Genomic DNA, 26737 nt, shown 5'->3' on the forward strand with positions numbered 1-26737 from the left:
ATCGTCATGGCTGAGTTCCGGTTCGTTACGACCTGGCGCATCGGGGCGCCAATCAGCGACGTATATGAGGTACTCACGGATTCACCGCATTGGCCCGACTGGTGGAGCAGTGTCGCCGATGTGCGGCTGTTGGCTGCCGGTGACGAGGAGGGAATAGGGCGAGCGTACCGCTATACCTGGAAAAGCCGACTAGGCTATCGGCTGCGCTTCGACATTCGAGTCACCCGGGTAAAGGTACCCAGCCTGATCGAGGGGGTTGCCAGTGGAGACGTGAAAGGCGTCGGCAGTTGGCAGTTGGTCGAGGAGGGGCGCATCACCCGGGTGCGCTATGTGTGGGAAGTCCGTACGATGCGACGCTGGATGAACCTGTTCGCCCGGGTCGCCCGACCGCTGATCATCTGGAACCATCATGCCGTGATGCAGGATGGGGCCGAGGGGCTGGCGCAGCACTTGAACCGGCCTTTGCTGCAGGTGATGGACAATTGAAGGGATTGGTTGAGACAGGAATAGAAGTTGACAGATCCAGGCGGTATCTTCTCTCCCATGAACAAGCCAATGCGAGGCCTTCGTGTGGAGCCGGCCCCGAATGGACATGCTGGTTGGGTGATCGATGCGTTGGGTATTGTCCTGACAAGATCGCCTGAGACCCCTTTGACACAGCACCTTTACCGGGCCTTGCGGGGCTGGGTGCAGGAAGGGCGCCTGGTCAATGGCCAGCAATTGCCGTCCTCCCGGCTGCTCGCGCGTGAGCTTGGCCTTGGCCGCAACACGGTAATCGCAGCCTTCGATCAGTTGATCGCCGAAGGCTTTCTGGAGACTCGCCACGGTGCGGGCACCTTCGTCGCCGACCTGACTTTCGGTGAGTTGGCAGCCGAGGCTTGCAATGCCGGGTCGGGGCGGAATCAGACAGGGGCCCTGCCGGCTCTTTCCCGCCGGGGGGAGCAGCTACTATTGCGCAGTGGCACAGGGGCCGGGCGCCATCCGGCCTTTGCGCCCGGTGTACCGGCGCTGGATCGATTCCCACGGGAGATCTGGCAGCGCCTGCTGCGGCGTCACGTTCAGCGAATGCCTTCCGCCTGGATGGATTACCAGACCCAGGGCGGCGTGCCGGCCCTGCGCGAGGCCTTGAGCGATTATCTACGTTTATCCCGGTCGGTACGCTGCCGGCCCGAACAGGTTCTTGTCGTGCAGGGGGCGCAGCAGGGGTTCGAACTGATTGCCCGTATGCTCGGCGATAGCGGTGATCGGGTATGGATCGAAGAGCCGGGCTATGGTGGCGCCCAGGCTTGCTTTGCCTCCGCGGGCTTCGAGATGGTACCGGTGCCGGTGGACGACGAAGGGATGGACATCGCCGCCGCTCCGCACGGCAAGGCGCAAGCGGCTCCCCGTCTGATCTACGTGACCCCGTCCCACCAGTACCCCAGCGGCGTGACCATGAGCCTGGCCCGTCGTCTCGCTCTGCTGGAGGCGGCCGAACGGCATGATGCCTGGGTCATCGAGGACGATTACGACAGCGAGTTTCGCTACGGACAGCGTCCTATCGCGGCACTGCAGGGGCTGGTTGCCGATCCTCGGGTCATTTATGTCGGTACGCTGAGCAAGGTCATGTATCCCGGTATGCGGCTAGGCTATCTGGTCTTGCCCGAATCGTTGATCGAGCCTTTCCGGCGGGTCAATGCGCGGTTGCACAGGGAAGGACAGTATGCCGTTCAGGCCGCGTTGGCCGAGTTCATCAGTTGTGGACAATTCTCTCGTCATATCAGCCGGATGCGCGAATGCTACCGGGGTCGGCAAGCACGGCTTCGCGAAGCGCTGGCACCCGCCGTGGCGCAAGGGCTCCGTCTCTCGGAGGGGCTGGCCGGCATGCATCTGGTGGCCTGGCTGGACAGGCACGAGGATGAAAGCGCGCTGGTCGCCGCGGCGGAGCCCCAGGGCATCGGTCTCTCCCCTCTCTCTCACTATTATCTTCAGCCCCCGGGGCGACCAGGCCTGGTGCTGGGCTATGCCGGAGCCGACGACACCGAGATCGAGCGTGCCGGGAGCTGGCTGGCGAACGAGTGGTTGAAGCTGACGGGAAGGACCGGCTAGCGCGCTCCCCGCGCCATCAGGGACGAGAGCGATAGACGCTGCTGGCCATGGGCATCGAAATTGTCTGGCGAGAGCCAGCGTTCAAGCACGCCCTCCAGTCGCGGCCACTCATCGTCGAGAACGGAAAACCACGCCGTGTCACGGTTGCGTCCCTGGACGACGCGGTGCTGCCGAAAGATGCCCTCGAAGCGGAACCCCAGACGCTCGGCGGCCCGTCGTGAGGGTGCGTTGAGTGCATCGCACTTCCATTCGTAGCGGCGATAACCCAGCGCAAAGGCGTGCTTCATCATCAGCATCATCGCTTCGGTGGCGGCCGGGGTGCGCCGGAGCCATGGTGTGAAATGCAGGTTGCCGACCTCGATGCAGCCCTGCTCCGGCACGATATTCAGATAGGTGGCGAGACCTGTCGCCCGGCTGCTTGTCTGCTCGACGATGGCAAAGTAGAGCGGGTCGCGGCTGGCCGCACAGGCGCTCAGCCAGGTTCGATGAGACCCCGCATCCTCGAAGGGCATGCCGCCCGAATAGGTCCAGCGTGCGGCGGGGCTGTCGCCGGGTCCGTCCCCCGGCAGCAGGAAAGCCGAGTAAAGGTCCTCACCATGCCTGTCGGGAGACAGGGGCTCGAGCCGTACCAGCCGGCCCGGGATCGCCTCATGTCCGGGTGGCCTGGCGCCTTGCCAGCCCTCCACACCATCGCCTACCGGTTGACCGAAAGCATTGTGCGTTGTCATGGCACATCCTCCGCCTGGGGCTTGAGGGTTTCGGACTCGAGCGCCTGGAGATAATGCCAGAGCTGGCGAGCTTCGGGGGCCTGGCTGGCGCCAAGAGCTGCCTTCACGCCGTCCCGGTCCGCCTGTGGGCGATGAAGGCCGAGCTTGGCCTTGCCCTGCAACGTGTCCAGGCGAATCCGGAAGCCGACGACGCCGGTGAGCATCCCGTCGAAATAGGCCGTATCAAGCATGTCCGGGTCATCGAGCAGCTCAGGCTCGTGCCTTGCCAAGGTCCGGTCGAGCAGGGAGCGGGTGGCATTTCTGTCGAGCAGCTCAAGTGTGCCGGCGGCATGGACGGCGACGTAATTCCAGGTGGGTACGGCGGGCCTGCTGGCATACCAGGACGGGGAGATATAGGCGTGCGGGCCGGAAAAGACCGCCAGCACGCGTGTGCCGTCGAGCCCCTGCCAGTGCGGATTGGCGCGGGCAAAGTGACCGTAGAGGGTGCCGAGCCCGCCTTCGTCTTGCTCCAGCAGCAGTGGCAGGTGGGTGGCCTGCAAGGTGGCGTCGATCAATGTGGCGAAGCCGTGCCTGTCGATGAGTTCGTAGGCTTTGCACCGGCTCAGGCGCATGGAGTCAGGAACATGCATGGGGGCGTCTCTCGGTGAAGGTCGGGCCGGGGTCACTTCTGCTCCAGCAGCAGGCTGTAATGGTCGAAGATCAGGTCGCGTTGCCAGCCCAGTGACTCGTAGAGCGACTTGGCCGTGCGGTTCTCGATCTGGGTCGCCAGCTTGAGCTGCCGGACCCCATGGCGCTGCGCCAGTTCCTGGGCGGCCTTCATCAGGGCGCGGCCGGTGCCGAAGCGTCGCGCCTGAGGCGCCACGAAAAGATCGTTGAGAACCCAAAGCGAGGCCAGGCGAACGGTCGTAAAAAGCGGATAGAGTTGCACGAAGCCCTGCAATTGGTTGCCGCTGTCCTCCGAAACCAGTACGTGGGAGTCGCCAAGCTCGAGGCGCTGGGCCAGGAAGTGTCTCGCTGCCTCCAGATCGCTGGGCTGTCCGTAGAAACAGCGGTAGCCATCGAGCAGCTCGCTCAGTTGAGGCAGGTCATCCAGCCTGGCGGGACGAACGGTCATTGGGACTCTCCAGGGTAACGGCTCCTGACGAGTCGGAGCGCAGGGTCGATAGGGTGTGGTATCGAGTCTGGAATCCTCGTGGCTCCTTGTTAAGTGCCAGTTTTTGGAAAAATGAAAGAACCACTTCGGTTTCCTGTATCGAATGGCTGCCAGGGCTTGCGACCCCGGCCGGCAACCGGGTCCGAAAACCGCCGGAAAACGTGGCCTGCCCGGCTAGAATGGCGTCATGAACCTGACTCCTGAAACCTGCTACAAGGCGCTTCTGGCCCGCGACCCCCGCTATGACGGTCGCTTCTTCACCTGCGTGAAGAGCACGGGGATCTACTGCCGGCCGGTCTGTCCCGCGCCAAAGCCGAAGCTGGCGCACTGTACCTTCGTGCCCACGGCCGCTGCCGCGCAGAAGGCCGGCTACCGACCCTGCCTTCGTTGCAGGCCTGAAAGCGCACCGGATTCACCGGCCTGGGCCGGAACATCGACCACCGTCACCCGGGCGTTGAGGCTGATCGAGGAGGGTGCGTTGGATGAGGGCAGTATCGAAGCCCTGGCAGATCGTCTGGGGCTTGGCTCGCGGCAATTGCGCCGCCTCTTCACACGGCATGTCGGTGCGGCCCCGATGGCGGTGGCACAGACCCGTCGGCTCCTGCTGGCGAAGCAACTGCTGCACCAGACCGAGTTGCCTGTCACCGATGTGGCCCTTGCCAGTGGCTTTGGTAGCGTACGGCGCTTCAACGAGACCTTTCGGCGGCTCTATGGCCGGTCTCCAGGCTCGCTGCGTGGCAGGGGTGGGGCTGATACTGGCAAGGCCGCGGGGCCGGATATCTCCCTGCTGCTGCCGTATCGGCCACCCTACGACTGGCAGGCGATGCTGGATTTCCTTGCCAGACGAGCCATAAGGGGCCTGGAAGTGGTCGATGGGCAAGGCTATCGCCGCGCCATTTGCCTGGGGGCCGATATCGGCGAGGTTGCCGTGACCCATGCCCCCGCGGAGTCCGCGCTTCGGGCCTCGATCCGTTTTCCACGTTTCGATGTGCTGCCGGGGATCATCGCCCGGCTGCGACGTCTCTTCGATCTGCAGGCCGACCCGGAGGCAATACGGTACGCGCTGAGCCGTGACGAGCGGCTGGCACCGCTGGTACAGGCACGTCCTGGCCTGCGTGTGCCGGGTGGATGGGATGCCTTCGAGATTGCGGTACGAGCCATTCTCGGTCAGCAGGTCACCGTCGCCGCCGCCACGCGTCTTGCCGAGCGCCTTGTCGACCGCCTGGGGAGCCGTGTACCGGAAGGCACCTGCTCACCGGGGCTGGACCGCCTCTTTCCCCATCCCGAGGACTTCACCCAGGCGGATGTGATATCCGTTGGGATGCCGGGCGCCAGGGCCGCCGCCCTGGTGCAACTGGCCTCGGCATATCGTGAGGAGCCACGGCTCTTCGACCGGCGCCATGACCTTGACGAGACCATAACGCGCCTGCGTGGCCTGCCGGGAATCGGTGAATGGACGGCACACTATATCGCCATGCGGGCCCTGCAGGAGAGCGATGCCTTCCTGGCATCGGATGTCGCGCTGCAGCGTGTCATGGCGATAGAGGGGCGGCGGCCGAGCGCGCGGGAACTGCTGGCAATGGCTGATGCCTGGCGGCCCTGGCGCGCCTATGCGGTGATGCACCTGTGGCATGCCGATGCGGCATCCACCGGAACGGCCTTCCAGAAGGAGAACGTCGATGCGGCTTTACCATGATACCCAGCCATCACCGCTGGGAGACATGCTCCTTGTGACCGACTCCCAAGGGGTGCTGAGGGCCCTGGATTTCCACGACCATGAGGCGCGCATGCATCGGTTGCTGCAGCGTCACTACGGCGAGTACGCCATTGAGCCGGGGCGCGCACCCGACCTTATCCTCGAGGGGCTGACGTCCTACTTTGCCGGCGATCCCCAGGCCTTGGTGGACATTCCCGTGATGACGGGCGGTACCGATTTCCAGCGCCGTGTCTGGCAGGCGCTCAGGCAGATTCCAGCCGGTACCACGACCAGCTATGGCCAACTGGCGGCAGCGGTCGGGCGCCCCGGGGCCAGCCGAGCGGTAGGCCTGGCCAACGGCGCCAACCCGGTGTCCATTGTCGTGCCTTGCCATCGTGTCATCGGGGCCAACGGCACCTTGACCGGCTATGGCGGCGGGTTGCCGCGCAAGCGATGGCTGATAGAGCATGAGTGCAGCCACCAGCTGAGCCTGGTGCCGGAAAAGGCGTGACGGAACGCAGCGGTCGGTTCCCTTCGATAGGGAGGCGTCAGGAACTGGCCGTCACGCCATCCAGCAGCTTGGCCAACAAGGCGTTCAGGGTCTTCTGCTCTTCCCGGCTGAGGGTGGCAAGCGCCCTGGCTTCGTTCTCCACGTGCAACGGCACGATCCGGTCAACCAGCTCCAGGCCTTTCTCCGTCAAGGAGACCAGCGTACCCCACCTGTCCTCCGGGTTGGGCGCACGCACGATCAGTCCGGCCCGTTCCAATCGGTCCAGGCGATTGGTCATTCCCCCCGATGACACCATCAGGGTCTCGAACAGTTGGGTCGGACCTAGCGTATGGGACGCTCCTGACCGGCGAAGCGTGGCGAGCACGTCGAATTCCCCGGGCTGGAGGCCCTGAAAGAATGACTCCAGGTAGTGCTGGGCAGGTGCGGGTTCTGCCGGGCTCCGGCGCGGCGCTGTGCTCGCCGTTGCTGCAGCGCTTGAGCGGCATCCTCCCGAAGCGGCAGCCGTGAAGCCCAGAGGATCTCTTTTCTATCATGGCCCATATCCTCGAGGGTATGGTCATCGTAAGCCAGCAGAGGAAGAAAGCGCTGATTGAATCGCCGCCGCTGCAGGCGTGCCTTCATCCACTTCTCGATCAGCGCGATGAATCCCAATGGCGGCATGGCCGGCATATAGAGATCGGGCATGGGAGGCGTGCTGGCCACTTCCTGAGTGGCCTTGAATTGCGGATCGCGGGTATGGCCGAGGTCTGACATGACGAATCCCTCCAGGTGTGCCCGCCGGCGTGGCGAGGCATCCGGTGATGACGTTGGACGATTGAGGGTCGCGACCTCATGTGCAGCATGGATTCGAGAGTTCGATGAATCAAACGAAAAGGTCTACATTGATCGTTAAGATAATTTGAACGATGCGAGAATGCCGATGACCGCTTCCTTGCCAACCGGTGGTGCTCTGCCGCTGCTGGACACCGATGTGCTCCGAACCTTCGTGGCAATTGCCGAGAACGGCAGTTTTACGCGAGCTGCGCGACAGGTCTTTCGCACGCCATCTGCCTTGAGCATGCAGATCAAACGACTTGAAGAGACGCTAGGGCACCCGTTGTTCGTCAGGGAAGCGCGCCAGGTGCGCCTGACCCCGGAAGGGGAGGTCCTGCTGGGTTACGGGCGGAGGCTGCTGAAACTGAACGAAGAGGCTGTCGCCCGGTTTCTTGCGCCTTCACTGGCAGGGTCGGTGTGCCTTGGCACGTCCGATGACGTGGGCACGCGTATCCTGCCCGGGGTGCTCTGCCAGTTCGCTCGAACCCACCCGGCGGTGCAGGTCGATGTGGTTGTCGGGCGAAGTGTGGAACTGATCCGCCGACTGGACGAGGGAGAGCTTGACCTGGCGCTGGTGACGGCGGGAAATCCCGGTCAGGAAGCGTGGCGTGGCGAGGTCGTGCATACCGAGCAGTTGACATGGGCCTGCCGGGAGGGGGGCATCGCCTACCAGCGCTCGCCCTTGCCCCTGTCTCTGGCAAGCCATGGGTGCGCCTGGCGGGATACCGCGCTGGCCGCATTGGATCGGGCAGGCTTGCCCTATCGCATTGCCTACTCGAGTGAACACTGTGCCGGTCAGGAAGCTGCCATGCTGGCGGACCTGGCCGTGGCTCCCTTTCCGCTCAGCCTGGTACGGCCTCCATTGCGCCGGCTGGGGGAGGAGGCGGGGCTACCGCCGCTTGGCGATTACCAGGTGAGCCTCATTCGACGAGCCGGAGGAGGAGACGCCAGCGAGACGCTGGCCAGCCATGTGATGAGCGCCTTCGGTAGCCTGCGGCACTGAACGGGCGCGATCGCGCATGGCCGGCCTGCCCCATCGCCTGGGGAAGCCAGTGAAGCCGCTGGTTGTCGATTCGAAGAGCCCTCACTCGATCCATCAGCAGGCAGCGCATAGGCTGCTTCGCAACCGGGAGATTCCGACATGCAATACATGCTGATGTGCTGTATCGACGAAGCGCTGTGGAACGCGCTGTCGCCATCCGAGCGTGACTCCGTCATGGATGACTACCATGCCTTGCTCCAGGAGATGGTCACCAGCGGTCATTATCGTGGAGGGGCACGGCTGCAGTCGGTCTCCACGTCCACCACCTTGCGTGAACAAAATGGCAAGGTGGTCACGCTGGATGGCCCCTTTGTCGAAAGCCGAGAGCAGTTGGGTGGGTTCCACGTCGTGGAGTGCCGGGACCTGGACGAGGCCCTCGAGCTTGCGCGGCGCATTCCTCCACTGCGAGTGGGGGGCTCGGTCGAAGTGCGGCCGGTTGACCCTGCCTATCGCATGTGAGTGGGGCCGGCGTGAGCCTGGATGGCCTCTATCGGCAGGAGTATGGCCATGTCCTGGCCAGCTTGATTCGTCGCTTCGGCAACTTCGAGCTGGCCGAGGACGCCGTGCAGGCGGCATTCGAGGCGGCGATGGTGCAGTGGCCCGAACAGGGCTGGCCGCCGAATCCGGTTTCCTGGCTGATCGCCACCGCTCGCCACAAGGCCGTCGATCAGTTGCGCCACCAGCAAATGCGCGAACGCAAGAGTGAAGAACTGAGCCTGCATCTCTCGCTGCTGCTCGATCGCGAATCGGATATCGAGCCGCTGGACAGCCTGCGCCTGATCTTTGCCTGCTGCCACCCCGCCCTGGCACGGCCTGCACAGGTAGCCCTGACCCTGTATACCCTCGGGGGGCTGCGTACCGATGAAATTGCCCGCGCTTTCATGGTGCCGGTGCCGACCCTGGCGCAGCGACTGGTACGGGCCAAGGCCAAGATTCGTGATGCCGGCATCCCCTTCGAGGTGCCGCCCGACGAGGCCCTGGGAGAGCGGTTGGAAGCGGTGCTGGCGGTGATCTACCTGATCTTCAACGAGGGTTACGCGGCCAGCTTCGGAGACGACTGGGTGCGAGCCGACCTGTGCGACGAGGCCATCCGTCTGGGGCGAATGCTGGTCCGCTTGTTGCCGGCCGAGCGTGAAGCCCGTGGCTTGCTGGCGCTGATGCTGCTGCATCATGCCAGACGGGATGCGCGTACCGATGAGGCCGGTGAGATCGTGCTGCTCGAGGATCAGGATCGTTCGCGCTGGGATCGAGAGGCAATCGAGGAGGGAGCTGCCCACGCAGGATTGTCGCTGCGGGGCAGGACACCGGGACCCTACGCGCTTCAAGCCGCCATTGTTGCCCTGCATGCCCAGGCGCCATCGGCACAGGAAACCGACTGGCGACGCATCGCGGCGCTGTATAGCCTGTTGCATGGTGTTCAACCGACACCCGTCGTGGCGCTCAATCGGGCCGTGGCCATTGCCATGGCTGACGGATTGGAGGCAGGGCTCTCCCTGCTCGAATCGATTCACCTGCCTGACTACCACCTGCTGCCGGCCACCCGTGCCGACCTGCTGCGTCGGCTGGGCCGTCGCCAGGAGGCCGCTGCCCAGTACCGCGAGGCGCTGCGACTTGTCACCCACGGTGCAGAGCGGCGTTTCCTGCAGCGGCGCCTGACGGAGATGTTGTCAGGCCTGGAGTGACGTGACGCCTTCACTGTCGTTTTCCTGCAAGCGCATGTTCTGGGGTGGGTCCATCGAGTCCTCACGGGCAACCCAGCCGCGCTCGATGCCGATCAGCGCCCCCAGCAATAGCGCCACGGCAAGTTGTATGAACGTCTCGTTGGCGGTAATGAACTGGCTGGCCACGTCATCCATCACGATTTCCTTCCCTGGAAAGTCTCTCTATCCAGAATGGAACGTCGCGTCGTTCTGTACAATTCCAAGGCACTGGCGAGGCTTCGGCTGTCGCCGAATTCTTGTCGCGGTTCAGCCAGCCTTGACGGTGGCCGCGCACCGGATCGCAGGCAGGGCATGGCAGACACGAGGCGGGAGTGCCATTCTGAAGGGACGCCCACCTAGCCGTATGTCGGTGTTGAAGGAGACTTATGTCGTTGCCACTGTTCTGGCGCTACCTGGCGTCACTGTTACTCGGAGTCGCACTGATCGGCTTCCAGGCCGCGAATGCGCGTGAACTTGCCGCTGGGCCCGATGAGATGGTCGAAGTGGAAATCGCCACCGTGGGCATGGCGGGGATGGGCGGCCCTCCCGTTGTGCTGCTGCGTGAACCGGGGGCGCAGGAAGTGGTGCCTATTTTCATCGGTGTCAATGAGGCGGGCGCCATCCTGCGTGGCTTGGGTGGAGAGCGCTCGCCACGTCCCATGACCCATGAGTTGCTTGGTGATGTCCTCGATGGCATCGAGGTTACCCTGGAGCGGGTCTATGTCGATGCCATCATCGACAATACCTTCCTCGGCATGCTGGAGCTGCGCCTGGAAGGGCGCGACGAGCCCGTGCGCATCGATAGCCGCCCCAGCGATGCCATTGCCCTGGCGCTCTATGCGGGGGCCAGCATTCACGTGGCCCCCCGGGTGCTGGAGGCCGCTCGGCAGATCGAATACGAAGGGCTCGACGATCAGGTGGTGGCCGCGCTGGGCATCACGGTAGCACCGGCCAGCGACGACCTGCGCGAGGCACTTGGCTTGCCGGATCAGGACGGCGTGCTGGTCAATGACGTCCGTGGTCCGGCGGCGGAGGCTGGCATGGCCCCTGGCGCGCTGCTGATCGAAGTCAATGGTGACGTGCCGACTACCCCCATGCAGTTCCTCGAACTGGTACGTGACACCCCGCAGGGCGAAGATGCCCAGCTGCGCTACTGGCAGGAGGGTGAAGAGCAAGCGCTCGAACTCTCCACCGATGTGCCCTCGCCGCGTCCGGCGCCACGTCAGCGGCAGGATGCTCCGGGCATTCGTACCTGACCAATGCCCGCTGAAACCAGAACCACCGCCAGATGAAACGTCTGGCGGTGGTTCTGGTCGGCTCACGGTGGGGTTGAGGCCAGGAGACATATCGTGAAGGCCTTGGTCTACTTGCTGCGCAGCCGGGTCAAACCCTCCTGGGCGGTGGATGCGACCAGTCTACCGCTGCGATCGAAGATGCTTCCACGGGCCATGCCACGAGCCCCACCGGCCCAGGGACTATCCATGTCGTAGAGTAGCCAGTCATTGATTTTCACGTCGTGATGAAACCAGATGGCGTGGTCGAGGCTGGCGATCTGCAGCCTTGGGTCACGGAAGCGGATGCCGTGGGGCACCAGTGCCGTGGTCAGCAGATTGAAATCGGAGCTATAGGCCAGCAGGTAGCGGTGCAGGGCGGGGTTCTCGGGCAGCTCGCCGGTGAGACGGAACCACAGCCGCTTGCGAGCAGGCTGGCCCGGCTCGGCTTCGTCGCCGAGATGCAGAAACTCGATGGGATGACCGGGGAAGCGTTCCAGGTTGGCCCTGGGGGCCTTCGACAGGTCTTCCGGCAACGCCACGTCTGGCATCGAGATCTGGTGAGCCATGCTCTGCTCCATGCCGTGAAAGGACGCACTACAGAAGAAGATCGGCCGTCCCTTCTGGATGGCGGTGACTCGGCGAGTGGTGAAGCTGCCCCCATCGCGTACCGCATCGACCTGATAGACTACCGGGCGATGGGGGTTGCCGGGGCGCAGGAAATAGCCATGCAGTGAATGGACCTGGCGAACGGAGTCCACCGTTTGCGAGGCCGCCGATAAGGCCTGGCCGAGTACCTGGCCGCCGAACAGCTGCGGCAGGCCCAGGTCCTGGCTACGGCCGCGAAACAGGTTTTCCTCGATTTCTTCCAGGCCGAGCAGGGCGACGAGTTCATTCAGGGCGTCGGTCATGGGGGCTTCCTCAGAGGCATATCATACGGTTGTTTTAGGCATCAGGATAACGGAGTCCGGGCCGATGCGCAGTGACGAATTCTATATGCACCGGGCGCTGGACCAGGCCCGGGAAGGCCTGGCAGCGGGGGAAGTGCCGGTGGGAGCGGTGGTGGTGGACGCGGACGGCGAGATCGTGGGCGCCGGCTACAATGCGCCGGTGTCGGGCCATGACCCCAGCGCCCACGCCGAGATTCGTGCACTGCGCGATGCCGGTGAGCGGCTGGGCAACTATCGGCTCCACGATTGCACGCTCTATGTCACCCTGGAACCCTGCCTGATGTGTACCGGGGCGATCATTCATGCACGCCTTGCCCGGGTGGTCTATGGTGCCGCGGAGCCGCGCACGGGCATGGTGGAATCCAAGGCCAATCTCTTCGCCCAGCCCTGGTACAACCATCGCGTGGAAGTGGAGGGAGGCGTGCTCGCCTCACATGCGTCGAGACTTCTCAAGGCCTTCTTCGAGATGCGCCGCAGTCCGGCGGAAGATGGCGCAGGCTAGAGAATCGGCGACACGATGTCGAACAGCAGGCTGTCGTCTATCTCGCCATTAGGGAGTTCGTTGAGCTGGAGGTATTGCTGCTGGCTGCGGTCGACATAGGTCAGGATCTCGTAGTAGCGGCGAATGTTGCGCACGTAGATCACTGGTTCACCCCCGCGGGCATATCCATGTCGGGTCTGGCTGTGCCATTCGCGTTTCTGCAGCAGGGGCAAGGCGTCACGAACGTCGCTCCAACGATCCGGGTCGCCGCCTAGCTGCTCGGCAATCCGACGGGCATCATAGAGATGCCCCAGCCCCACGTTATAAGCGGCCATGGCCATGTACAGCCGATCTTCTCCCTGTATCGACTCGGGAAGGCGATCCTTGATCTGGCGCAGGTATCGGGCGCCTCCATCGATGCTCTGTGCGGGGTCAAGGCGATCCTTTACGCCCATCTCGCCAGCGGTAGGCAGGGTCAGCATCATCAGCCCCCGTACGCCGGTGGGCGAGGTGGCTTCGGGATCCCAGTGGGACTCCTGATAGCCAAGCGCTGCCAGCAGCTTCCAGTCGAAACCGGTATTGCGTGCCGCTTCCCGGAATAGCTCGGTGTAGGTGTGCAGTCTTTCATGCAAGTGGTCGATGAATACCCTGGCGCCGACGTACTCCAGATAGTCGTCGTGGCCGAAGTGGCGGGCGGCGAGGCTCTCCAGCATCCCTTCATTCTGCAGTTCCAGCAGGAAGCGGTTGGCTTCCTGCTGGAGCCCCAGGCCATCATGGGCCGGGAAGGCCCAGGCCATGGAGAGCGGCTTTCCCATCATGAAGCCACGCTCCACGCCCGGGAAGAACAGCCGGTTGACCCGGAACTGGTGGTCATACACCACGGCGGCATCCAGGTTGCCACTCTCCACCCGGCTCAGCAGCTCTGCCACTTCGACGTCCGACGACTCCCTCCAGCCGAGCTCGGGATGTTCGGCTTGCAGTTCGCGCAGGACAAGGTCGGAGCCCGAGCCGCGAATGGTGCCTATCTCAAGGCCGGCCAGGCCTTCCAGGTTCTTGACGGGTGGCAGACCGCGGCGGTAGACCAGCAGCGGCTGGAGGTCGAGTATGGCCCGGCTGAAGATGAGTCCTTCCTGGGTGGGGTCCAGCGGAAGCACGGCGGCGCCCAGGTCTCCCTGCCGGCGCACCGCATCCAGCACGCTTTCGATATGGTGGCTGGCGTCGAGTGTCAGGCTGACGTTCAAATGATTGGCGAAGCGTCGCATCAATTCATATTCAAAGCCGGCTGGGCCGTGTCGCCCTTCATAGTAGGTGATCGGCGTGTTGCGGGTGTGCAGGCTGATGAAATCGCGCTCGCGTATCGCTGACAGGAGGTCTTCCGGCGGGCTGAAATGACGGTAAGGTACCAGGCACAGCACGGCACCCAACAGCAGTAGGGCAGCGAGGTGCAGACGGCTCTGCAGGAGTCGGCTCGACGGTTCAGGCATTGAGTTGATGATTGGCGATGAGAGCTTCACGATAACGGCCTGGGCGACGACTGTCATCCGCTGCATTTCGTCCCGCCCCCGCTTTCCAGTATCATATCGGCTTCCTATGCCGCGCTGCGGCCCTTTCTCCGCTTGCTTCAGAGGCTCCAATACATGCTCGAACTTCGAGGCGCGCCTGCCCTTTCCGCTTTTCGTCATGCCAAGCTGCTGGCTGCCCTGCGCGCGCGGGTTCCCGAGGTCGAGTCCCTGCACGCCGCCTACGTGCACTTCGTGGATCATGACGACGAATTGTCCGAGGGTGAACTGGGTGTGCTGCAGCGGCTGCTCGACTATGGCACGAAAGCCGAAGGCGGGGCCGGGGAAGGCAATACCGAGGCCGAGGGCCAGCTGTTCCTGGTCGTGCCGCGAATCGGCACGCAATCGCCCTGGTCGTCCAAGGCCACCGATATCGTGCGCAACTGTGGCCTGACGCGGATCCGCCGGCTTGAACGGGGCATCGCCTATCGTGTTGCGCTGAAGGCGCCCATGTCCGAGGCGGCATTTACGGCAATCCTCGAGACACTGCACGACCGCATGACGGAAAGCGTGCTGGCCGATGCCTCCGATGCGGCCAGGCTCTTCGCTCACCATGAGCCCGCACCGCTCGGACAGGTGAATGTTCTCGAAGGGGGGCGTCCAGCCCTGGAGACCGCCAATGCGGAGCTGGGGCTGGCCCTGGCCGAAGACGAGATCGACTATTTGCTGGCGGCTTTCCAGGAGCTGGGGCGCAATCCCACCGACGTCGAACTGATGATGTTCGCCCAGGCGAACTCCGAGCATTGCCGGCACAAGATATTCAATGCCGATTGGCTGGTCGACGGCGAGGCCCAGTCGCATTCGCTGTTCAAGATGATCAAGAACACCTTTGCGGTGTCACCGGACGATATCCTCTCTGCCTACAGCGACAACGCAGCAGTGATCAGGGGCAGCGAGGCGGGGCGTTTCTTCGCCACTCCGCTGACCGGCAAGGCCGCCGAGCGAGCCGTCTACGGAACGCGGCACGAGCCAATCCATATCCTGATGAAGGTGGAGACCCACAATCATCCCACGGCCATTGCGCCCTATCCCGGCGCCGCTACCGGGGCCGGCGGCGAGATCCGTGACGAAGGGGCCACCGGCATCGGCGGCAAGCCCAAGGCGGGCCTGACCGGTTTCACCGTCTCCAACCTGCGTATTCCCGAGTTCGTGCAGCCCTGGGAGGCCTTCGACTACGGCAAGCCGGAACGGATGCAGTCGGCTCTCGACATCATGCTCGACGGCCCCATCGGTGGCGCCTCCTTCAATAATGAATTCGGCCGCCCCAACTTGGCCGGCTACTTCCGCACCTTCGAACAGGATGCCATGGGAGCCGGGGGAATCGAGCGCCGCGGCTACCACAAGCCGATCATGATCGCCGGTGGCTACGGCAATATCCGCGAGGGCCATGTCCTGAAGGGTGAGATCCCCGTCGGCGGCAAGTTGATCGTCATGGGGGGGCCGGCCATGTTGATCGGCCTGGGTGGCGGCGCGGCTTCTTCGATGGCCTCGGGTGTCTCTAGCGCCGATCTCGACTTTGCCTCGGTGCAGCGGGAAAATCCCGAAATGGAACGCCGCGCCCAGGAAGTGATCGATCGCTGCTGGGCGCTGGGCGACGACAATCCGATTCGCTTCTTCCACGATGTTGGCGCTGGCGGTCTTTCCAATGCCCTGCCGGAGCTGGTCAAGGATGGGAACCGCGGCGGATGTTTCGATCTGCGTGCCGTGCCCAATGCCGAGCCGGGCATGAGTCCGTTGGAGATCTGGTGCAACGAGGCCCAGGAGCGTTACGTGCTGGCGGTGGCCCCGGAAGACCTGGCTACCTTCGATGCGCTTTGCACCCGGGAGCGTTGCCCCTATGCCGTGGTTGGTGAGGCCACCGAAGCCCATCACCTGGAAGTACGAGACGGGCATTTCGAAAGCAAGCCGGTCGACCTGCCCATGAGCGTGCTGTTCGGCAAGCCGCCAAAGATGCAGCGCGAGTTCGCGCGTGAAAACCGCGAGCTCTCGGGCGTGATGCTCGACAACCTGGACCTGCGCGAAGCGATGGATCGGGTGCTTCGCCTGCCCACCGTGGCGTCCAAGAACTTTTTGATCACCATTGGCGACCGCACGATCACCGGCATGGTCGCTCGTGACCAGATGGTCGGCCCCTGGCAGGTCCCGGTGGCAGACGTGGCGGTGACCACCGCCAGCTACGATACCCATGCAGGCGAAGCCATGGCCATGGGCGAACGCCCGCCGGTAGCCCTGATCGACCCTGCCGCCAGTGCGCGGCTGGCAGTGGCCGAGGCGATTACCAACCTGGCGGCGGCCCCGATCGCCAAGCTGGGCGACGTCAAGCTTTCCGCCAACTGGATGAGTGCCGCCGACCATACCGGTGAAAACCAGGCGCTATACGATGCCGTTCATGCCGTGGGCATGGAGCTCTGCCCGGCGCTGGGCATTGCGGTTCCCGTGGGCAAGGACTCCATGTCGATGCGCACCGCCTGGGAGGAGGACAATGCCGAGGAAAAAAGCATTACCTCTCCGTTGTCGCTGGTCGTTACCGGTTTCGCCCCGGTTACCGATGCCATGGCGACGCTGACGCCGCAGATCAACCTTGATCAGGATGAATCGGACCTGATCCTGGTCGATCTGGGCGGTGGCAGGAACCGTCTGGGCGGCTCGGCCCTGGCTCAGGTCTATGGCCAGGTGGGCAACGAATGTCCCGATCTGGACGACCCGGAGGACCTCAAGGCGTTCTTCGCGGTTATCCAGGGGCTGAACCGCGACGGCAAGCTGCTGGCCTACCACGACCGCAGTGATGGTGGCCTGCTGGTAACGCTGCTGGAAATGGCCTTTGCCGCTCATGCCGGCCTGGAGATCAAGCTCGACTGGTTGATCGATGAGCCTGCCGAAGCGGTGGATGCGCTGTTCGCGGAAGAGCTGGGCGCGGTGATACAGGTCAACCGCCAGTACACCGGGGAGGTCCTGGCGCAGTTCGCTGCGGCGGGTATCGAAACCTGCGGCGTCATTGCCCGGCCCCGCTACGACGACCAGGTGCGGGTGACGCTGTTCGAGGAGCCCTTGCTGGAGACCACCCGCCTGTTGGCCCAGCGTACCTGGGCCGAGACCAGCTACCGCATGCAGGCTCTGCGCGACAATCCCGACTGTGCCAAGAGCGAGTTCGACGGGCTGCTCGACGGCCGCGACCCGGGCCTGTCGGCAAGCCCCAGCTTCGATATGGGGGAAGCGGTCGATGCGCCGTTCGTCAACACGGCGCGTCCGGCCGTGGCCATCCTGCGGGAGCAGGGGGTCAATGGACACCTGGAAATGGCCTGGGCCTTTGATCATGCCGGTTTCGAGTCGGTGGACGTGCACATGAGCGATATCCTGGAAGGACGTGTCAGCCTCGACGCGTTCAAGGGGCTGGTCGCTTGTGGCGGGTTCTCCTACGGCGACGTTCTGGGCGCCGGCGGTGGCTGGGCCAAGTCAATACTGTTCAATGACCGGGCCCGGGAGCAATTCACGGACTACTTCGTCCGTGACGACAACTTCGCCCTGGGTGTCTGTAACGGCTGCCAGATGTTCGCTCAGTTGAGGGAACTGATACCGGGTGCCGAGAACTGGCCACGCTTCGTCCGTAACGAGTCCGAGCAGTTCGAGGCACGCGTGGCCATGGTCCAGGTGGAAAAGAGCCCCTCCATCCTGCTGGCCGGCATGGAAGGCTCGCGCCTGCCGATAGCCGTGGCGCATGGCGAAGGGCGTACCGAGTTCCGCGACAGCGCTCACTTGCGCAACATGCAGGGCAGCGCTCAGGTGGCCCTGCGCTACGTGGACAATTACGGCCAGGTCACCACGCGTTATCCAGCCAACCCCAACGGCTCCCCATCCGGCATCACGGGGCTGACCACTCCCGATGGGCGGGTGACCATCATGATGCCGCATCCGGAGCGAGTGGTTCGCGCGGTGGCCAATTCCTGGCGGCCGGCGGAATGGACCCGGGATGGCGCCTGGATGCGGTTGTTCCGCAACGCACGGGTCTGGCTGGGTTAAGTCGCCCGAGTCGGGCGGTATCATGCAAGGAAGAGGCGGCCCGCGGGCCGCCTCTTTCGTCAGAGTGCGCTTCGACTGTTCCCGGTCAAGCGTCAGGAAGCCTTCTTGGCCAGGTCCAGGCTGCTGCGCGTTGCCAGAAATCCATCAAGAACGGCATGTTCGGCCTGCTTCTGTTTGATGATGACCGACAAGGCGGGATAGAGGGCTGGTATGGCACTGGCTTCGCGCAGGTGCTTGTGGAAGCGAAGCGAATACTTGGCGTCGGCTATGGCTTGAGCCAGGACCTCGAGCGCTGTTCCCTGATCGCAAATGAAGTAGGGCTGAGCGCCGCGGGTCAGACCTGTGGATGCCATGGTCTGACTGGCAGGCGATTCCGCTAGGCCAAGCTGCCGGGAAACCCGCCGTAGCTCCTCGATGCGCATTTCGCATTGTATGCCTAAAGACGCCATCAAGCGGCTGACGGAGGTATCAAAGGTAAGGAAGCTGAAAGCGAGCTGGCGGTAGCGTGAAAGCTCGGTTTTCTCATGTGCCTCGGCGAGCGTCAACAGTTCATCCAGTACCAACACGAGCCTAGCGATCCTTGTTCTAGCTTCAGGCATGGTAGTGTCCTCTAAACGGGGTCGGAGTGGCAGCCGCTCTACTCCACCGAAGCATGCTGCCCACAACGTTGCCGTTTTACTCGATACACATCAAAATTCGACGACGCTTTGATGTGGTGCATGAGTCATTTCATGTTCTGAGTATGACGGAAGCCGGGTTCACCACCCCCCCTGTCCATGAAGCGGGTACGGCCTTCGTCTGATACGGCCCTGAATGCTCACTATAGACAAGCTTTCCAGAAACCTCCTTGCCGTTGGGGCAAGACAATTGTTTGAATATGTACCGTTGCGCTACCAACCAGAAACCAAGGGCAGGGAACGGCGATGACGACGATGGAGCACTTCCATGAGCGGGTGACGTTGTCCTTCGTGAATCATGTGGCCGAAGTTGCCTTGACTCGCCCCAGGGAACACAACGGCCTGGATTGGTCGATGATCGATGCCCTGCTCGAGGCCCAGGGCCGACTGGCTGGGCTCCATGATCTACGCGCCGTGGTGCTGGCAGGGGAGGGGGAGAGCTTCTGCGCAGGCCTCGATATGGCCGCGATCATGACTCAGCCTCAACGTCTGCCTTCGCTGCTGGCGGCGGACGGGCAGGGGATCAATCCGGTACAGCGACTGGCACTGGGGTGGCGTGAAGCGGGGGTACCGGTGATTGCCGCTCTTCAGGGGCATGTCTATGGCGGCGGCCTGCAGATCGCCCTGGGTGCCGATATCCGGGTGGCCCACGCCGAGGCAAGGCTGGCGCTGCTGGAGATCGTCTGGGGGATCATCCCCGACATGGCCGTCAGTGTCACCGCCAGTGACATTCGTGGCGACGTACTGCGGGAACTCGCCTGGACGGGGCGCAAGGTGACGGGAGCCGAGGCGTTGACGCTTGGGCTGGTGACTCGGCTGGCCGATGCCCCCCGCGATACCGCACGCGCCATCGCCGCTGCCATCGTCTCCCGTTCGCCCAAGGCGGTGGCGGCGGCGAGAGAACTCTTCGGCCAGGCACCCGGCATGTCGTTTCGCCAACGGCTGGCACTGGAGGCTCGTCTGCAGCGGGAGCTGCTGGGTGGCGAGGAACAGAGGGAAGCCGTTGCCGCCCGAATGGCCGGAAGAGAACCCCGCTTTACCTGAGCTGTCTTCAGCCCTGACGGTGGCGCCACGGGCGAGTAAGATGACGGCTCCCCGCCGCCATCTTGCCGTGCCATGTCTTCTTCTTCATTGCCCATGACTCCTTCGATACCTTTCCAGAAGCCCTTGCTGCGTCCGTATCAGCGGGAGGCGGTCCAGCGTGTCGTGGAGCACTTCCGTGCGACCGATGAGCCAGCGATGGTGGTGCTCCCGACCGGAAGCGGCAAGTCGCTGGTGATTGCCGAACTGGCGCGGCTGGCGCGTGGGCGGGTACTGGTGCTGGCCCACGTGCGCGAACTGGTCGAGCAGAACCATGCCAAGTACCTCGCCTATGGGCTGGAGGCGGATATCTTCAGTGCCGGATTGGGGCGCAAGGAGGCGGCGCGCCAGGTGGTATTCGGCTCGGTGCAGTCGGTGGTGCGCAATCTCGAGCGCTTCGATTCTTCCAGCCATGGCAAGGGACCTTTCACCCTGCTGGTGATCGACGAATGCCATCGGGTATCGCTGGAGACGGATTCCAGCTATCGCCAGGTGATCGATCATCTGCGCGAGTGCAATTCGCGCCTCAAGATACTGGGCCTGACCGCCACGCCATTCCGTCTCGGGCAGGGATTCATCTATCACCGCCACTACCATGGCATGGTGCGTGGCGATGCGGAAAGTTTCTTTCGCGACTGCGTGTTCGAACAGCCGCTGCGGCTGATGGTCAAGCAGGGCTACCTGGCCGAACCCCGAAGGATCGATGCCGCGGTCGAGCGCTACGACTTCTCACGGCTCTTGCCCTCCGCGTCCGGGCTGTTCCGCGAGGAGGAGCTCAACCGGGTGGTCGCCGGTAGCCGCGCCACGCCGGGCATCATCGCCGAGGTGATCGAGCGTGCCAGTGACCGCCAGGGGGTGATGATCTTCGCGGCAAGCGTGGCTCATGCCGAGGAGATTCTCACCTACCTGCCGACGCAAGAGGCGGCACTGGTCACCGGCAATACCCCATCTCGCGAGCGTCAGGCGCTCATCGATGCCTTCAAGGCGCAGCGGCTCAAGTACCTGGTCAACGTGGCGGTGCTGACCACCGGCTTCGACGCACCGCATGTGGACCTGATCGCCATCTTGCGCCCCACCGAGTCGGTCAGCCTCTACCAGCAGATCGTCGGTCGTGGGCTGCGCCTGGCGCCGGGCAAGACGGACTGCCTGATCCTCGACTATGCAGGCAACCCCTGGGATCTCTATGCGCCGGAGGTCGGCTCGCCCAAGCCCGACCCGGATGCCGAGCCGGTACAGGTCGAGTGCCCGAGCTGTGGCCACGCCAACCTGTTCTGGGGCAAGCGCGACGGCGATCTGGTCATCGAACACTTCGGCCGCCGCTGCCAGGGGCTTGTTGTCGATAGCGCCCGAACCCGCGCTGAAAGCACAACATCGACATCGGCGATGACGCAATGTTCGTTCCGCTTCCGCTTCAAAGTGTGCGAACAGTGCGGCGCCGAGAACGACATCGCCGCACGGCGCTGCCATGGCTGCCAGACGCTGCTGGTGGATGCCGATGATAAGCTCAAGGAGGCGCTGCGCCTCAAGGACGCGCGGGTGCTGCGGGTCAGCGGCATGCAGCTCGAAGCGACACACAACGGCAAGGGGCTGCCCAGGCTCAAGGTCACCTACCACGACGAGGATGGAGCGACGTTGTCGGAGTGGTTCGCCCTGGAAACCCCGGCCCAGCGCAATGCCTTCGCTGCGGTGTTCCTGCGCGATCACCTGCGTGCGCCGGGAGCGCCCTGGCGGCCGGACTCGCCAGAGGCGGTCGTCGGCGGGCAACGTCGCCTGCGCGCGCCGGACTTCGTCGTGGGTCGCAAGGTGGGCAGGTACTGGCAGGTGCGCGAGAAACTCTTCGACTATGCCGGGCGTTATCGCAAGGCAGATGCGGCGGAGTAGCATTGCCGGGAGCACTTCGTTCCTCCGGCTTGTTTTTACCCATTTGATTAGTTAGCCTAACGAATATTTTATGACGGGAGTCTCCCATGACGCTGGAAGAGGGTTTGAAACGTCTGGAGCGGCATATGTGGGATCTATGGCGCCAGCACTCCCAGCACAGTGGCAGCATGGAGCTGACCAACAGCGAGCTGGATTATCTCTACGCCCTGCTGTCGGCGCCCGAGGGGTTGCGGTTGACCGAACTGGCCGCCTTGATGCGGGTCAGCAAGGCCTCGGCCAGTGTCATGGTCAGCAAGCTCGGGGCACGCGGTTATCTGCGCAAGACCGCGTGCCCCGCAGACCGCCGCGCCACGCGGCTATACGCCACCATCAGGACGCAACACCTGGAGGTCGAGGAGCGGGATGTCTACGCCAGCGCCGCGGCGTCGCTGCGCGAGGCCCTGGACGAGGAAGAGGTGCGGGAATTGTCTCGCCTGCTGGAAAAGGCGAGTCGCGGCCTGAAATGACGAGTGGAACGCGTGATGAGAAGCGAATCGATCACTCGCGCCTATTGGCGCTATACCTTGCCTGCCGTGGTGGCCTTGGTGGTCAGTGGCACCTACCAGGTGGTGGATGGGATCTTCATCGGCCGTGTCGTCGGGGCACCGGGGCTGGCCGCCATCACCATGGCCTGGCCTTGGGTGGGGGTGCTGCTGGCGGCGGGCATGATGATCGGCGTCGGTATCGGCGCCCAGTGCTCGATCGCCCAGGGGGCGGGCAGGGCAGAGCGTGCGGAGGCCGTCCTGGGGCAGGGGGCATGGCTGTTGCTGCTGGTCGGGGGGCCGATCGGCGGCTTGATGCTGGCAGGTAGCGGGGCCTTTCTCTCCCTGCAGGGGGCGCCGGATGAGGTGCTGGCCCTGGGCCGGGACTATCTGCACGTGATGGGATGGGCCTCCCCCCTGGTGATGGCCAGCCTGGCGCTGCCCTTCTGGGTACGTAACCTGGGTGCGCCGAGGTTGGCCACCCTGGCCATGGTGGTGGGTGCCCTGGCCAATATCCTGCTCGATTACATCTTCATCGTATGGCTCGAATGGGGGTTGTACGGTGCCGCCTGGGCCACGGTGCTGGCCGAAAGCCTCGTCATCCTGGTTTGCCTGACCTTCCTGTCGAGACGCACGGGGTCGCTGCTGCTGCGCTGGCAGCCGTTCAAGCCCGGGCTATGCCGGGACGTGCTGGGCACGGGATTCTCCAGCATGCTGATGTACCTCTACATCAGCATGGTCGTGGTGCTTCACAACGTGCTGCTGATGCAGCATGGCAGCGCCGTGCAGGTGGCGGCCTATGCCATCGCCGGTTATCTGTTGGCGTTCTACTACATGCTGGCGGAGGGGGTGGCGAACGGCATGCAGCCGCTGATCAGCTACTTCCACGGGGCGCGCCGGGCCACCGCCATCAAGCGCGTGTTCCGGCTCGGGCTCTATAGCGCGCTGGGCGTCGGCGGGCTGATGACGGCTGCGTTGGTGGTGCGGCCGGCCTGGTTCGCCGCCATCTTCGTGTCCGGCGACGACGCCTTGCTGAGGGCGACGGTCTCGGGGGTTCGTCTACACTTGTTCGCACTCTTCCTCGATGGCTTCATCGTGCTGGCGGCATGCTTCTTCCAGGCCATGGGCCTGGGCCGGCAGGCGATCCTGATCACCTTGAGCAATATGCTGATCCAACTGCCCTTTCTGGCGGTGTTGCCACTGTTCCTGGGGCTGCAGGGCGTGTGGCTTGCCCTGCCTCTATCCAATGTGGTGCTGTCGTCGCTGGTGTTGTTCATGGTGGCGCGTCAATGGCGAAAGCTTGGGCGGCAAGAGCAGGGTGCCGCACTACCCGCTGTATAAGGCACTCGTGCGCTGTCTCCGTTGGCAGCGACTTGCTAAACTGGCCGACTAGACGAGGAGAGCGGCATAGGCGTGAGTGAGGCGATCGGTGCGGACGAGACCCAGGAAGCCCCCGCCGCCGAGCGGGCGGAGGCCGTCGCACGCCTGTTCAACGAGCCCATCACCGAGCTGCCTGAAGACCTTTATATCCCGCCGGAGGCGCTTCGGATATTTCTCGAGGCATTCGAGGGGCCGCTGGATCTGCTGTTGTACCTGATTCGCCGCCAGAATCTGGATATCCTGGCCATCGACGTGGCCGCCATCACGCACCAGTATATCGAGTACGTGGAGCTGATGAAGGCGATGGAGATCGAACTGGCCGGCGAGTACCTGCTGATGGCGGCGATGCTCGCCGAGATCAAGTCGCGTACCCTGCTGCCGCGGCCGCCCAAGGACGATGACGAGGACGACGAGGGTGATCCGCGCGCCGAGCTGATCCGCCGCCTGCAGGAGTACGAGCAGCTCAAGAGCGCAGCGGAGGCCCTGGCGGAGCTACCTCGCGTGGGGCGCGACTGGTTTCCGGCACGAGCGGCCTTGCCGCCCCTGCAGGCGCGTGTCATTCACCCCGACGTCGAGCTGGATGAGCTGCTTGGCGCCCTGGCCGGTATCCTGAGGCGTGCCGAACTCAATCAGGTGCATCATATCAGCCGTGAGGTGCTTTCTACGCGGGAGCGGATGCTGGCGATCATGGAGCGCCTGGGCCATGAGCACTACACCCCTTTCGAAGCGCTTTTCACGCTGGAGGAGGGCCGAGCCGGTGTGATCGTCACCTTCATGGCGATTCTTGAATTGGCCAAGGAGGCGATGATCGAAATCGTGCAGAATGCACCGCTGTCTCCGATCCATCTGCGTGCCCGGATACCCCGGGACGAGACGGATGAACCGGACTTCAGCGACGAGAGCGATGTCGAGAGTCCCTTCGCCGAGAAGGGAGAGATCGGCATGTCGGGAGGGAGCAAGACATCATGACCGCCATGGAGCTACCTGACAGCCTCGATGAGATTCTCGAGGCGGCGCTGCTGGCGGCTGCAGAGCCGCTGCCGCTGGAACGCCTGGAAACGCTGTTCGATGATGATGAGCGGCCGCCCCGTCGTGCCCTGCGAGAGGCACTGGCCCGTGTGGAAGGGCGGCATGACCGCGGTGCACTGGAACTGATCGAAACCGCTTCAGGCTTCCAGTTGCGTATAAGGCCCCGTCTCTCACCCTGGGTGTCGCGCCTTTGGGATGAGCGGCCGCAACGCTACTCCCGGGCGCTACTGGAAACCCTGGCGCTTATCGCCTACCGTCAGCCTGTGACGCGTGGGGATGTCGAGGAAGTGCGCGGCGTGGCGGTGAGCAGTTCGATCATGCGCACCCTGTCCGAGCGCGGCTGGATACGAGTGGTTGGCCATCGTGATGTGCCGGGGAGGCCGTCGGTCTATGCCACCACCCGAGCGTTTCTCGATGACTTCGGTCTCAAGACGCTTGATGAGTTGCCGCCCATGCATGAACTGAAGGGGCTGGCCGAGCCCTTTTTCGAGGATGAGGGATCGCCGCCGCCCGATGTGCTGTCTCGGGCCGGTGAGCAGGGCCCCGAGGGCGACGATTCCGAGCAAGTCGGCCATGAGCCGCACGATACCGAGGATGAGGCAGGCCGGGTAGCCGCTTCATCGGTTTCAGAGCAGCCAGAACCCCAAGATACGACGGCCGGGACGGCCGACGCGAGACACGCCGGGAAGGCGTCCAACAGGCCGGGACTCAGCTTCGCCGATCTCGAAGCGCGCCTGGCCGAACGTGCCCGCACCAGCGTCGATGATGATGGCGGAGCGGGGGCGGAATCCACATCCGAAGAGACGTCTGACGACCCATGACAACCACCACCGAAAAACTGCAGAAGGTCCTGGCACGCGCCGGGCTGGGCTCACGCCGCGAAATGGAAGCGGCCATCGAGGCCGGCCGTGTCAAGGTCAACGGCAAGCCCGCTACCCTGGGCGATCGCATCGAGATGCGCGACAGGGTAACCTTCGACGATCGCCCCGTCACCCTGCGTGGCGCCGAGGAGACGCCACGACGGGTCATCATGTACAACAAGCCGGAAGGTGAGCTCTGCACGCGCAAGGATCCGGAGGGGCGCCGCACCGTCTTCGAGCGTTTGCCACGTCTGAGGGGCGAGCGCTGGATTGCCATTGGCCGGCTGGATATCAACACCAGCGGGCTGCTGCTGTTCACCACCGATGGTGAACTGGCCAATCGCCTCATGCACCCCTCCACCCAGGTGGAGCGTGAATACGCCGTGCGGGTCATGGGTGAAGTGAAGAAGGAGCAAGTGGTAGCCATGGTGCAGGGCGTGATGCTCGAGGATGGGCCGGCTCGCTTTACCGATGTGCAGGAGTTCGGCGGTGAAGGCATCAATACCTGGTTTCATGTGGTGATCACCGAGGGTCGCAACCGGGAGGTCCGGCGTCTGTGGGAATCCCAGGGGCTGACGGTCAGTCGCCTGAAGCGGGTGCGCTACGGCAACATCTTCCTCGACAAGCGGGCCAAGGCCGGTGAGTGGGTGGAGCTCTCCCAGGTGGAGATCGACGACCTGGCGGAAAGTGCCGGGCTGCCGTCGCGCAAGGTGCCCGAGCTGACGCCCGACGAGAAGAATCGCTGGAGTCGTGACAAGCACAAGCGGCGGCCGGTACAGGCCATGCGCAAGCCGAAGACCCCGCGCAGCCGCTGAGCCGGCCTCCTGCGGGACGACAATGGCATTGGGAAAAAATCCTTGCTCTCAGGGAACTCGATCGGTAATATCTGCCCCCGTTCGGACGGGTCGTTAGCTCAGTTGGTAGAGCAGTTGGCTTTTAACCAATTGGTCGTAGGTTCGAATCCTACACGACCCACCATCCGAGCCTGTACGCTTGTTCGCAAGCGCCGGGTCGTTAGCTCAGTTGGTAGAGCAGTTGGCTTTTAACCAATTGGTCGTAGGTTCGAATCCTACACGACCCACCAGATTGTGAGAAAAGCGCCCTCGTTTCCCTGGAAGCGAGGGCGCTTTGCGTTACGCCTCCGCATCGGCAAACAATTGGTGCAGGGCATGCATTTGCGCGGCAATGTGGTCTAGAATAAGGGAATGGCCGAGGCAGCGAGAGACGCAGCCTTTGCCGCAGGCGCATCGCCCGCACGGAGCGTGTGACTCGCGATGTACCCGTTACATGCAGGGGGAGC

26 protein-coding genes and 2 tRNA genes are annotated in these 26737 nt (G+C 63.8%); 19 read left to right on the forward strand and 9 right to left on the reverse strand.

Annotation, left to right across the window (positions count from 1 at the left end):
* Positions 1-6 precede the first annotated feature (6 nt).
* Both C1H69_RS05810 and pdxR read left to right on the forward strand, forming a co-directional pair.
* Positions 7-486, forward strand: a complete 480-nt coding sequence (locus tag C1H69_RS05810; protein ID WP_102652458.1) for an SRPBCC family protein — start codon at positions 7-9, stop codon at positions 484-486.
* Positions 487-555: 69 nt separating this feature from the next.
* Positions 556-2088: a MocR-like pyridoxine biosynthesis transcription factor PdxR gene (gene pdxR / locus C1H69_RS05815; RefSeq protein ID WP_102652459.1), complete on the forward strand. Its 1533-nt coding sequence runs from the start codon at positions 556-558 to the stop codon at positions 2086-2088.
* Here the strand turns inward: pdxR and C1H69_RS05820 are convergent.
* The 3 genes from C1H69_RS05820 to C1H69_RS05830 are packed head-to-tail and all read right to left on the reverse strand — an operon-like array spanning position 2085 to position 3930.
* Positions 2085-2816 carry a GNAT family N-acetyltransferase gene (locus tag C1H69_RS05820; protein ID WP_102652460.1) on the reverse strand — a complete coding sequence of 244 codons (732 nt, stop codon included), beginning with the start codon at positions 2814-2816 and terminating at the stop codon, positions 2085-2087. The genes pdxR and C1H69_RS05820 overlap by 4 nt on opposite strands.
* Complete coding sequence (locus C1H69_RS05825; protein WP_102652461.1) at positions 2813-3445, reverse strand: FMN-binding negative transcriptional regulator; 633 nt, start codon at positions 3443-3445, stop codon at positions 2813-2815. Before C1H69_RS05825 ends, C1H69_RS05820 begins: the two co-directional genes overlap by 4 nt.
* 32 nt (positions 3446-3477) lie before the next feature.
* Positions 3478-3930 carry a GNAT family N-acetyltransferase gene (locus tag C1H69_RS05830; RefSeq protein WP_102652462.1) on the reverse strand — a complete coding sequence of 151 codons (453 nt, stop codon included), beginning with the start codon at positions 3928-3930 and terminating at the stop codon, positions 3478-3480.
* A 226-nt stretch (positions 3931-4156) separates the two neighbouring features.
* Between C1H69_RS05830 and C1H69_RS05835 the strand changes: the two genes are divergently transcribed.
* Both C1H69_RS05835 and C1H69_RS24380 read left to right on the forward strand, forming a co-directional pair.
* The gene (locus C1H69_RS05835; protein ID WP_102652463.1) at positions 4157-5665 is read left to right on the forward strand and encodes a DNA-3-methyladenine glycosylase 2 family protein; all 1509 of its coding nucleotides are present in this window, start codon (positions 4157-4159) and stop codon (positions 5663-5665) included.
* On the forward strand, positions 5649-6176 hold the full coding sequence (locus tag C1H69_RS24380; RefSeq protein WP_102652464.1) for a methylated-DNA--[protein]-cysteine S-methyltransferase: 528 nt from the start codon (positions 5649-5651) through the stop codon (positions 6174-6176). Before C1H69_RS05835 ends, C1H69_RS24380 begins: the two co-directional genes overlap by 17 nt.
* Before the next feature lie 37 nt (positions 6177-6213).
* Here C1H69_RS24380 and C1H69_RS05845 read toward each other — a convergent pair whose 3' ends face one another.
* Positions 6214-6540, reverse strand: a complete 327-nt coding sequence (locus C1H69_RS05845; RefSeq protein WP_240609828.1) for a MarR family winged helix-turn-helix transcriptional regulator — start codon at positions 6538-6540, stop codon at positions 6214-6216.
* Positions 6498-6929, reverse strand: coding sequence for a hypothetical protein (locus tag C1H69_RS24085; RefSeq protein ID WP_102652466.1), 432 nt, complete (start codon positions 6927-6929; stop codon positions 6498-6500). The genes C1H69_RS05845 and C1H69_RS24085 overlap by 43 nt, the downstream gene beginning before the upstream one ends.
* Before the next feature lie 166 nt (positions 6930-7095).
* Between C1H69_RS24085 and C1H69_RS05855 the strand changes: the two genes are divergently transcribed.
* The 3 genes from C1H69_RS05855 (at position 7096) to C1H69_RS05865 (ending at position 9713) form a co-directional block, all read left to right on the forward strand.
* Entirely contained in the window at positions 7096-7992 is an 897-nt protein-coding gene (locus C1H69_RS05855; RefSeq protein WP_422666884.1) for a LysR family transcriptional regulator, read from the forward strand.
* A 138-nt stretch (positions 7993-8130) separates the two neighbouring features.
* A complete protein-coding gene (locus tag C1H69_RS05860) occupies positions 8131-8490 on the forward strand; it encodes a YciI family protein (RefSeq protein WP_102652468.1) in 360 nt (119 codons plus the stop codon).
* 11 nt (positions 8491-8501) lie between these two features.
* Complete coding sequence (locus C1H69_RS05865; protein WP_205738423.1) at positions 8502-9713, forward strand: RNA polymerase sigma factor; 1212 nt, start codon at positions 8502-8504, stop codon at positions 9711-9713.
* Here C1H69_RS05865 and C1H69_RS05870 read toward each other — a convergent pair.
* Positions 9699-9887: a hypothetical protein gene (locus tag C1H69_RS05870; protein WP_102652470.1), complete on the reverse strand. Its 189-nt coding sequence runs from the start codon at positions 9885-9887 to the stop codon at positions 9699-9701. The two genes, C1H69_RS05865 and C1H69_RS05870, sit on opposite strands and share 15 nt — an antisense overlap.
* Before the next feature lie 230 nt (positions 9888-10117).
* Here C1H69_RS05870 and C1H69_RS05875 point away from each other — a divergent pair, with 230 nt between their 5' ends.
* Positions 10118-10987 carry a bifunctional nuclease domain-containing protein gene (locus C1H69_RS05875; RefSeq protein WP_165789429.1) on the forward strand — a complete coding sequence of 290 codons (870 nt, stop codon included), beginning with the start codon at positions 10118-10120 and terminating at the stop codon, positions 10985-10987.
* Positions 10988-11094: 107 nt separating this feature from the next.
* On the opposite strand, the gene C1H69_RS05880 is transcribed toward C1H69_RS05875, so the two are convergent.
* On the reverse strand, positions 11095-11913 hold the full coding sequence (locus C1H69_RS05880) for an acyl-CoA thioesterase (RefSeq protein WP_102652471.1): 819 nt from the start codon (positions 11911-11913) through the stop codon (positions 11095-11097).
* Between the two features lie 64 nt (positions 11914-11977).
* Here C1H69_RS05880 and tadA point away from each other — a divergent pair, with 64 nt between their 5' ends.
* On the forward strand, positions 11978-12454 hold the full coding sequence (gene tadA / locus C1H69_RS05885; protein WP_102652472.1) for a tRNA adenosine(34) deaminase TadA: 477 nt from the start codon (positions 11978-11980) through the stop codon (positions 12452-12454).
* On the opposite strand, the gene mltF is transcribed toward tadA, so the two are convergent.
* Positions 12451-13917, reverse strand: a complete 1467-nt coding sequence (mltF, locus tag C1H69_RS05890; protein WP_102652615.1) for a membrane-bound lytic murein transglycosylase MltF — start codon at positions 13915-13917, stop codon at positions 12451-12453. The genes tadA and mltF overlap by 4 nt on opposite strands.
* Before the next feature lie 153 nt (positions 13918-14070).
* Here mltF and purL point away from each other — a divergent pair, with 153 nt between their 5' ends.
* On the forward strand, positions 14071-18009 hold the full coding sequence (gene purL / locus C1H69_RS05895) for a phosphoribosylformylglycinamidine synthase (protein WP_102652473.1): 3939 nt from the start codon (positions 14071-14073) through the stop codon (positions 18007-18009).
* A 92-nt stretch (positions 18010-18101) separates the two neighbouring features.
* Here purL and C1H69_RS05900 read toward each other — a convergent pair whose 3' ends face one another.
* Complete coding sequence (locus C1H69_RS05900) at positions 18102-18575, reverse strand: hypothetical protein (RefSeq protein ID WP_102652474.1); 474 nt, start codon at positions 18573-18575, stop codon at positions 18102-18104.
* 357 nt (positions 18576-18932) lie between these two features.
* On the opposite strand from C1H69_RS05900, the gene C1H69_RS05905 reads away from it, so the two are divergent.
* The 9 genes from C1H69_RS05905 (at position 18933) to C1H69_RS05945 (ending at position 26521) form a co-directional block, all read left to right on the forward strand.
* Positions 18933-19730, forward strand: coding sequence for a crotonase/enoyl-CoA hydratase family protein (locus C1H69_RS05905; protein ID WP_102652475.1), 798 nt, complete (start codon positions 18933-18935; stop codon positions 19728-19730).
* Between the two features lie 93 nt (positions 19731-19823).
* Positions 19824-21647, forward strand: a complete 1824-nt coding sequence (gene radD, locus C1H69_RS05910) for a DNA repair helicase RadD (protein ID WP_102652476.1) — start codon at positions 19824-19826, stop codon at positions 21645-21647.
* An 86-nt stretch (positions 21648-21733) separates the two neighbouring features.
* Positions 21734-22153 (forward strand): MarR family winged helix-turn-helix transcriptional regulator, encoded by a 420-nt coding sequence (locus C1H69_RS05915; RefSeq protein WP_102652477.1) that lies wholly within the window; start codon positions 21734-21736, stop codon positions 22151-22153.
* 15 nt (positions 22154-22168) lie between these two features.
* Positions 22169-23509 carry an MATE family efflux transporter gene (locus C1H69_RS05920; RefSeq protein ID WP_102652478.1) on the forward strand — a complete coding sequence of 447 codons (1341 nt, stop codon included), beginning with the start codon at positions 22169-22171 and terminating at the stop codon, positions 23507-23509.
* An 84-nt stretch (positions 23510-23593) separates the two neighbouring features.
* Positions 23594-24517 carry a segregation and condensation protein A gene (locus tag C1H69_RS05925; RefSeq protein WP_240609846.1) on the forward strand — a complete coding sequence of 308 codons (924 nt, stop codon included), beginning with the start codon at positions 23594-23596 and terminating at the stop codon, positions 24515-24517.
* On the forward strand, positions 24514-25398 hold the full coding sequence (gene scpB, locus C1H69_RS05930) for an SMC-Scp complex subunit ScpB (RefSeq protein WP_102652480.1): 885 nt from the start codon (positions 24514-24516) through the stop codon (positions 25396-25398). The genes C1H69_RS05925 and scpB overlap by 4 nt, the downstream gene beginning before the upstream one ends.
* A complete protein-coding gene (gene rluB, locus C1H69_RS05935; RefSeq protein WP_102652481.1) occupies positions 25395-26252 on the forward strand; it encodes a 23S rRNA pseudouridine(2605) synthase RluB in 858 nt (285 codons plus the stop codon). Before scpB ends, rluB begins: the two co-directional genes overlap by 4 nt.
* 87 nt (positions 26253-26339) lie before the next feature.
* Positions 26340-26415 (forward strand) — tRNA-Lys (locus C1H69_RS05940).
* A 30-nt stretch (positions 26416-26445) separates the two neighbouring features.
* A tRNA-Lys gene (locus C1H69_RS05945) sits at positions 26446-26521 on the forward strand.
* The last annotated feature ends 216 nt before the right edge of the window (positions 26522-26737 follow it).

The organism is Billgrantia endophytica (assembly GCF_002879615.1).
In the GTDB taxonomy this organism is placed as follows: domain Bacteria; phylum Pseudomonadota; class Gammaproteobacteria; order Pseudomonadales; family Halomonadaceae; genus Halomonas; species Halomonas endophytica.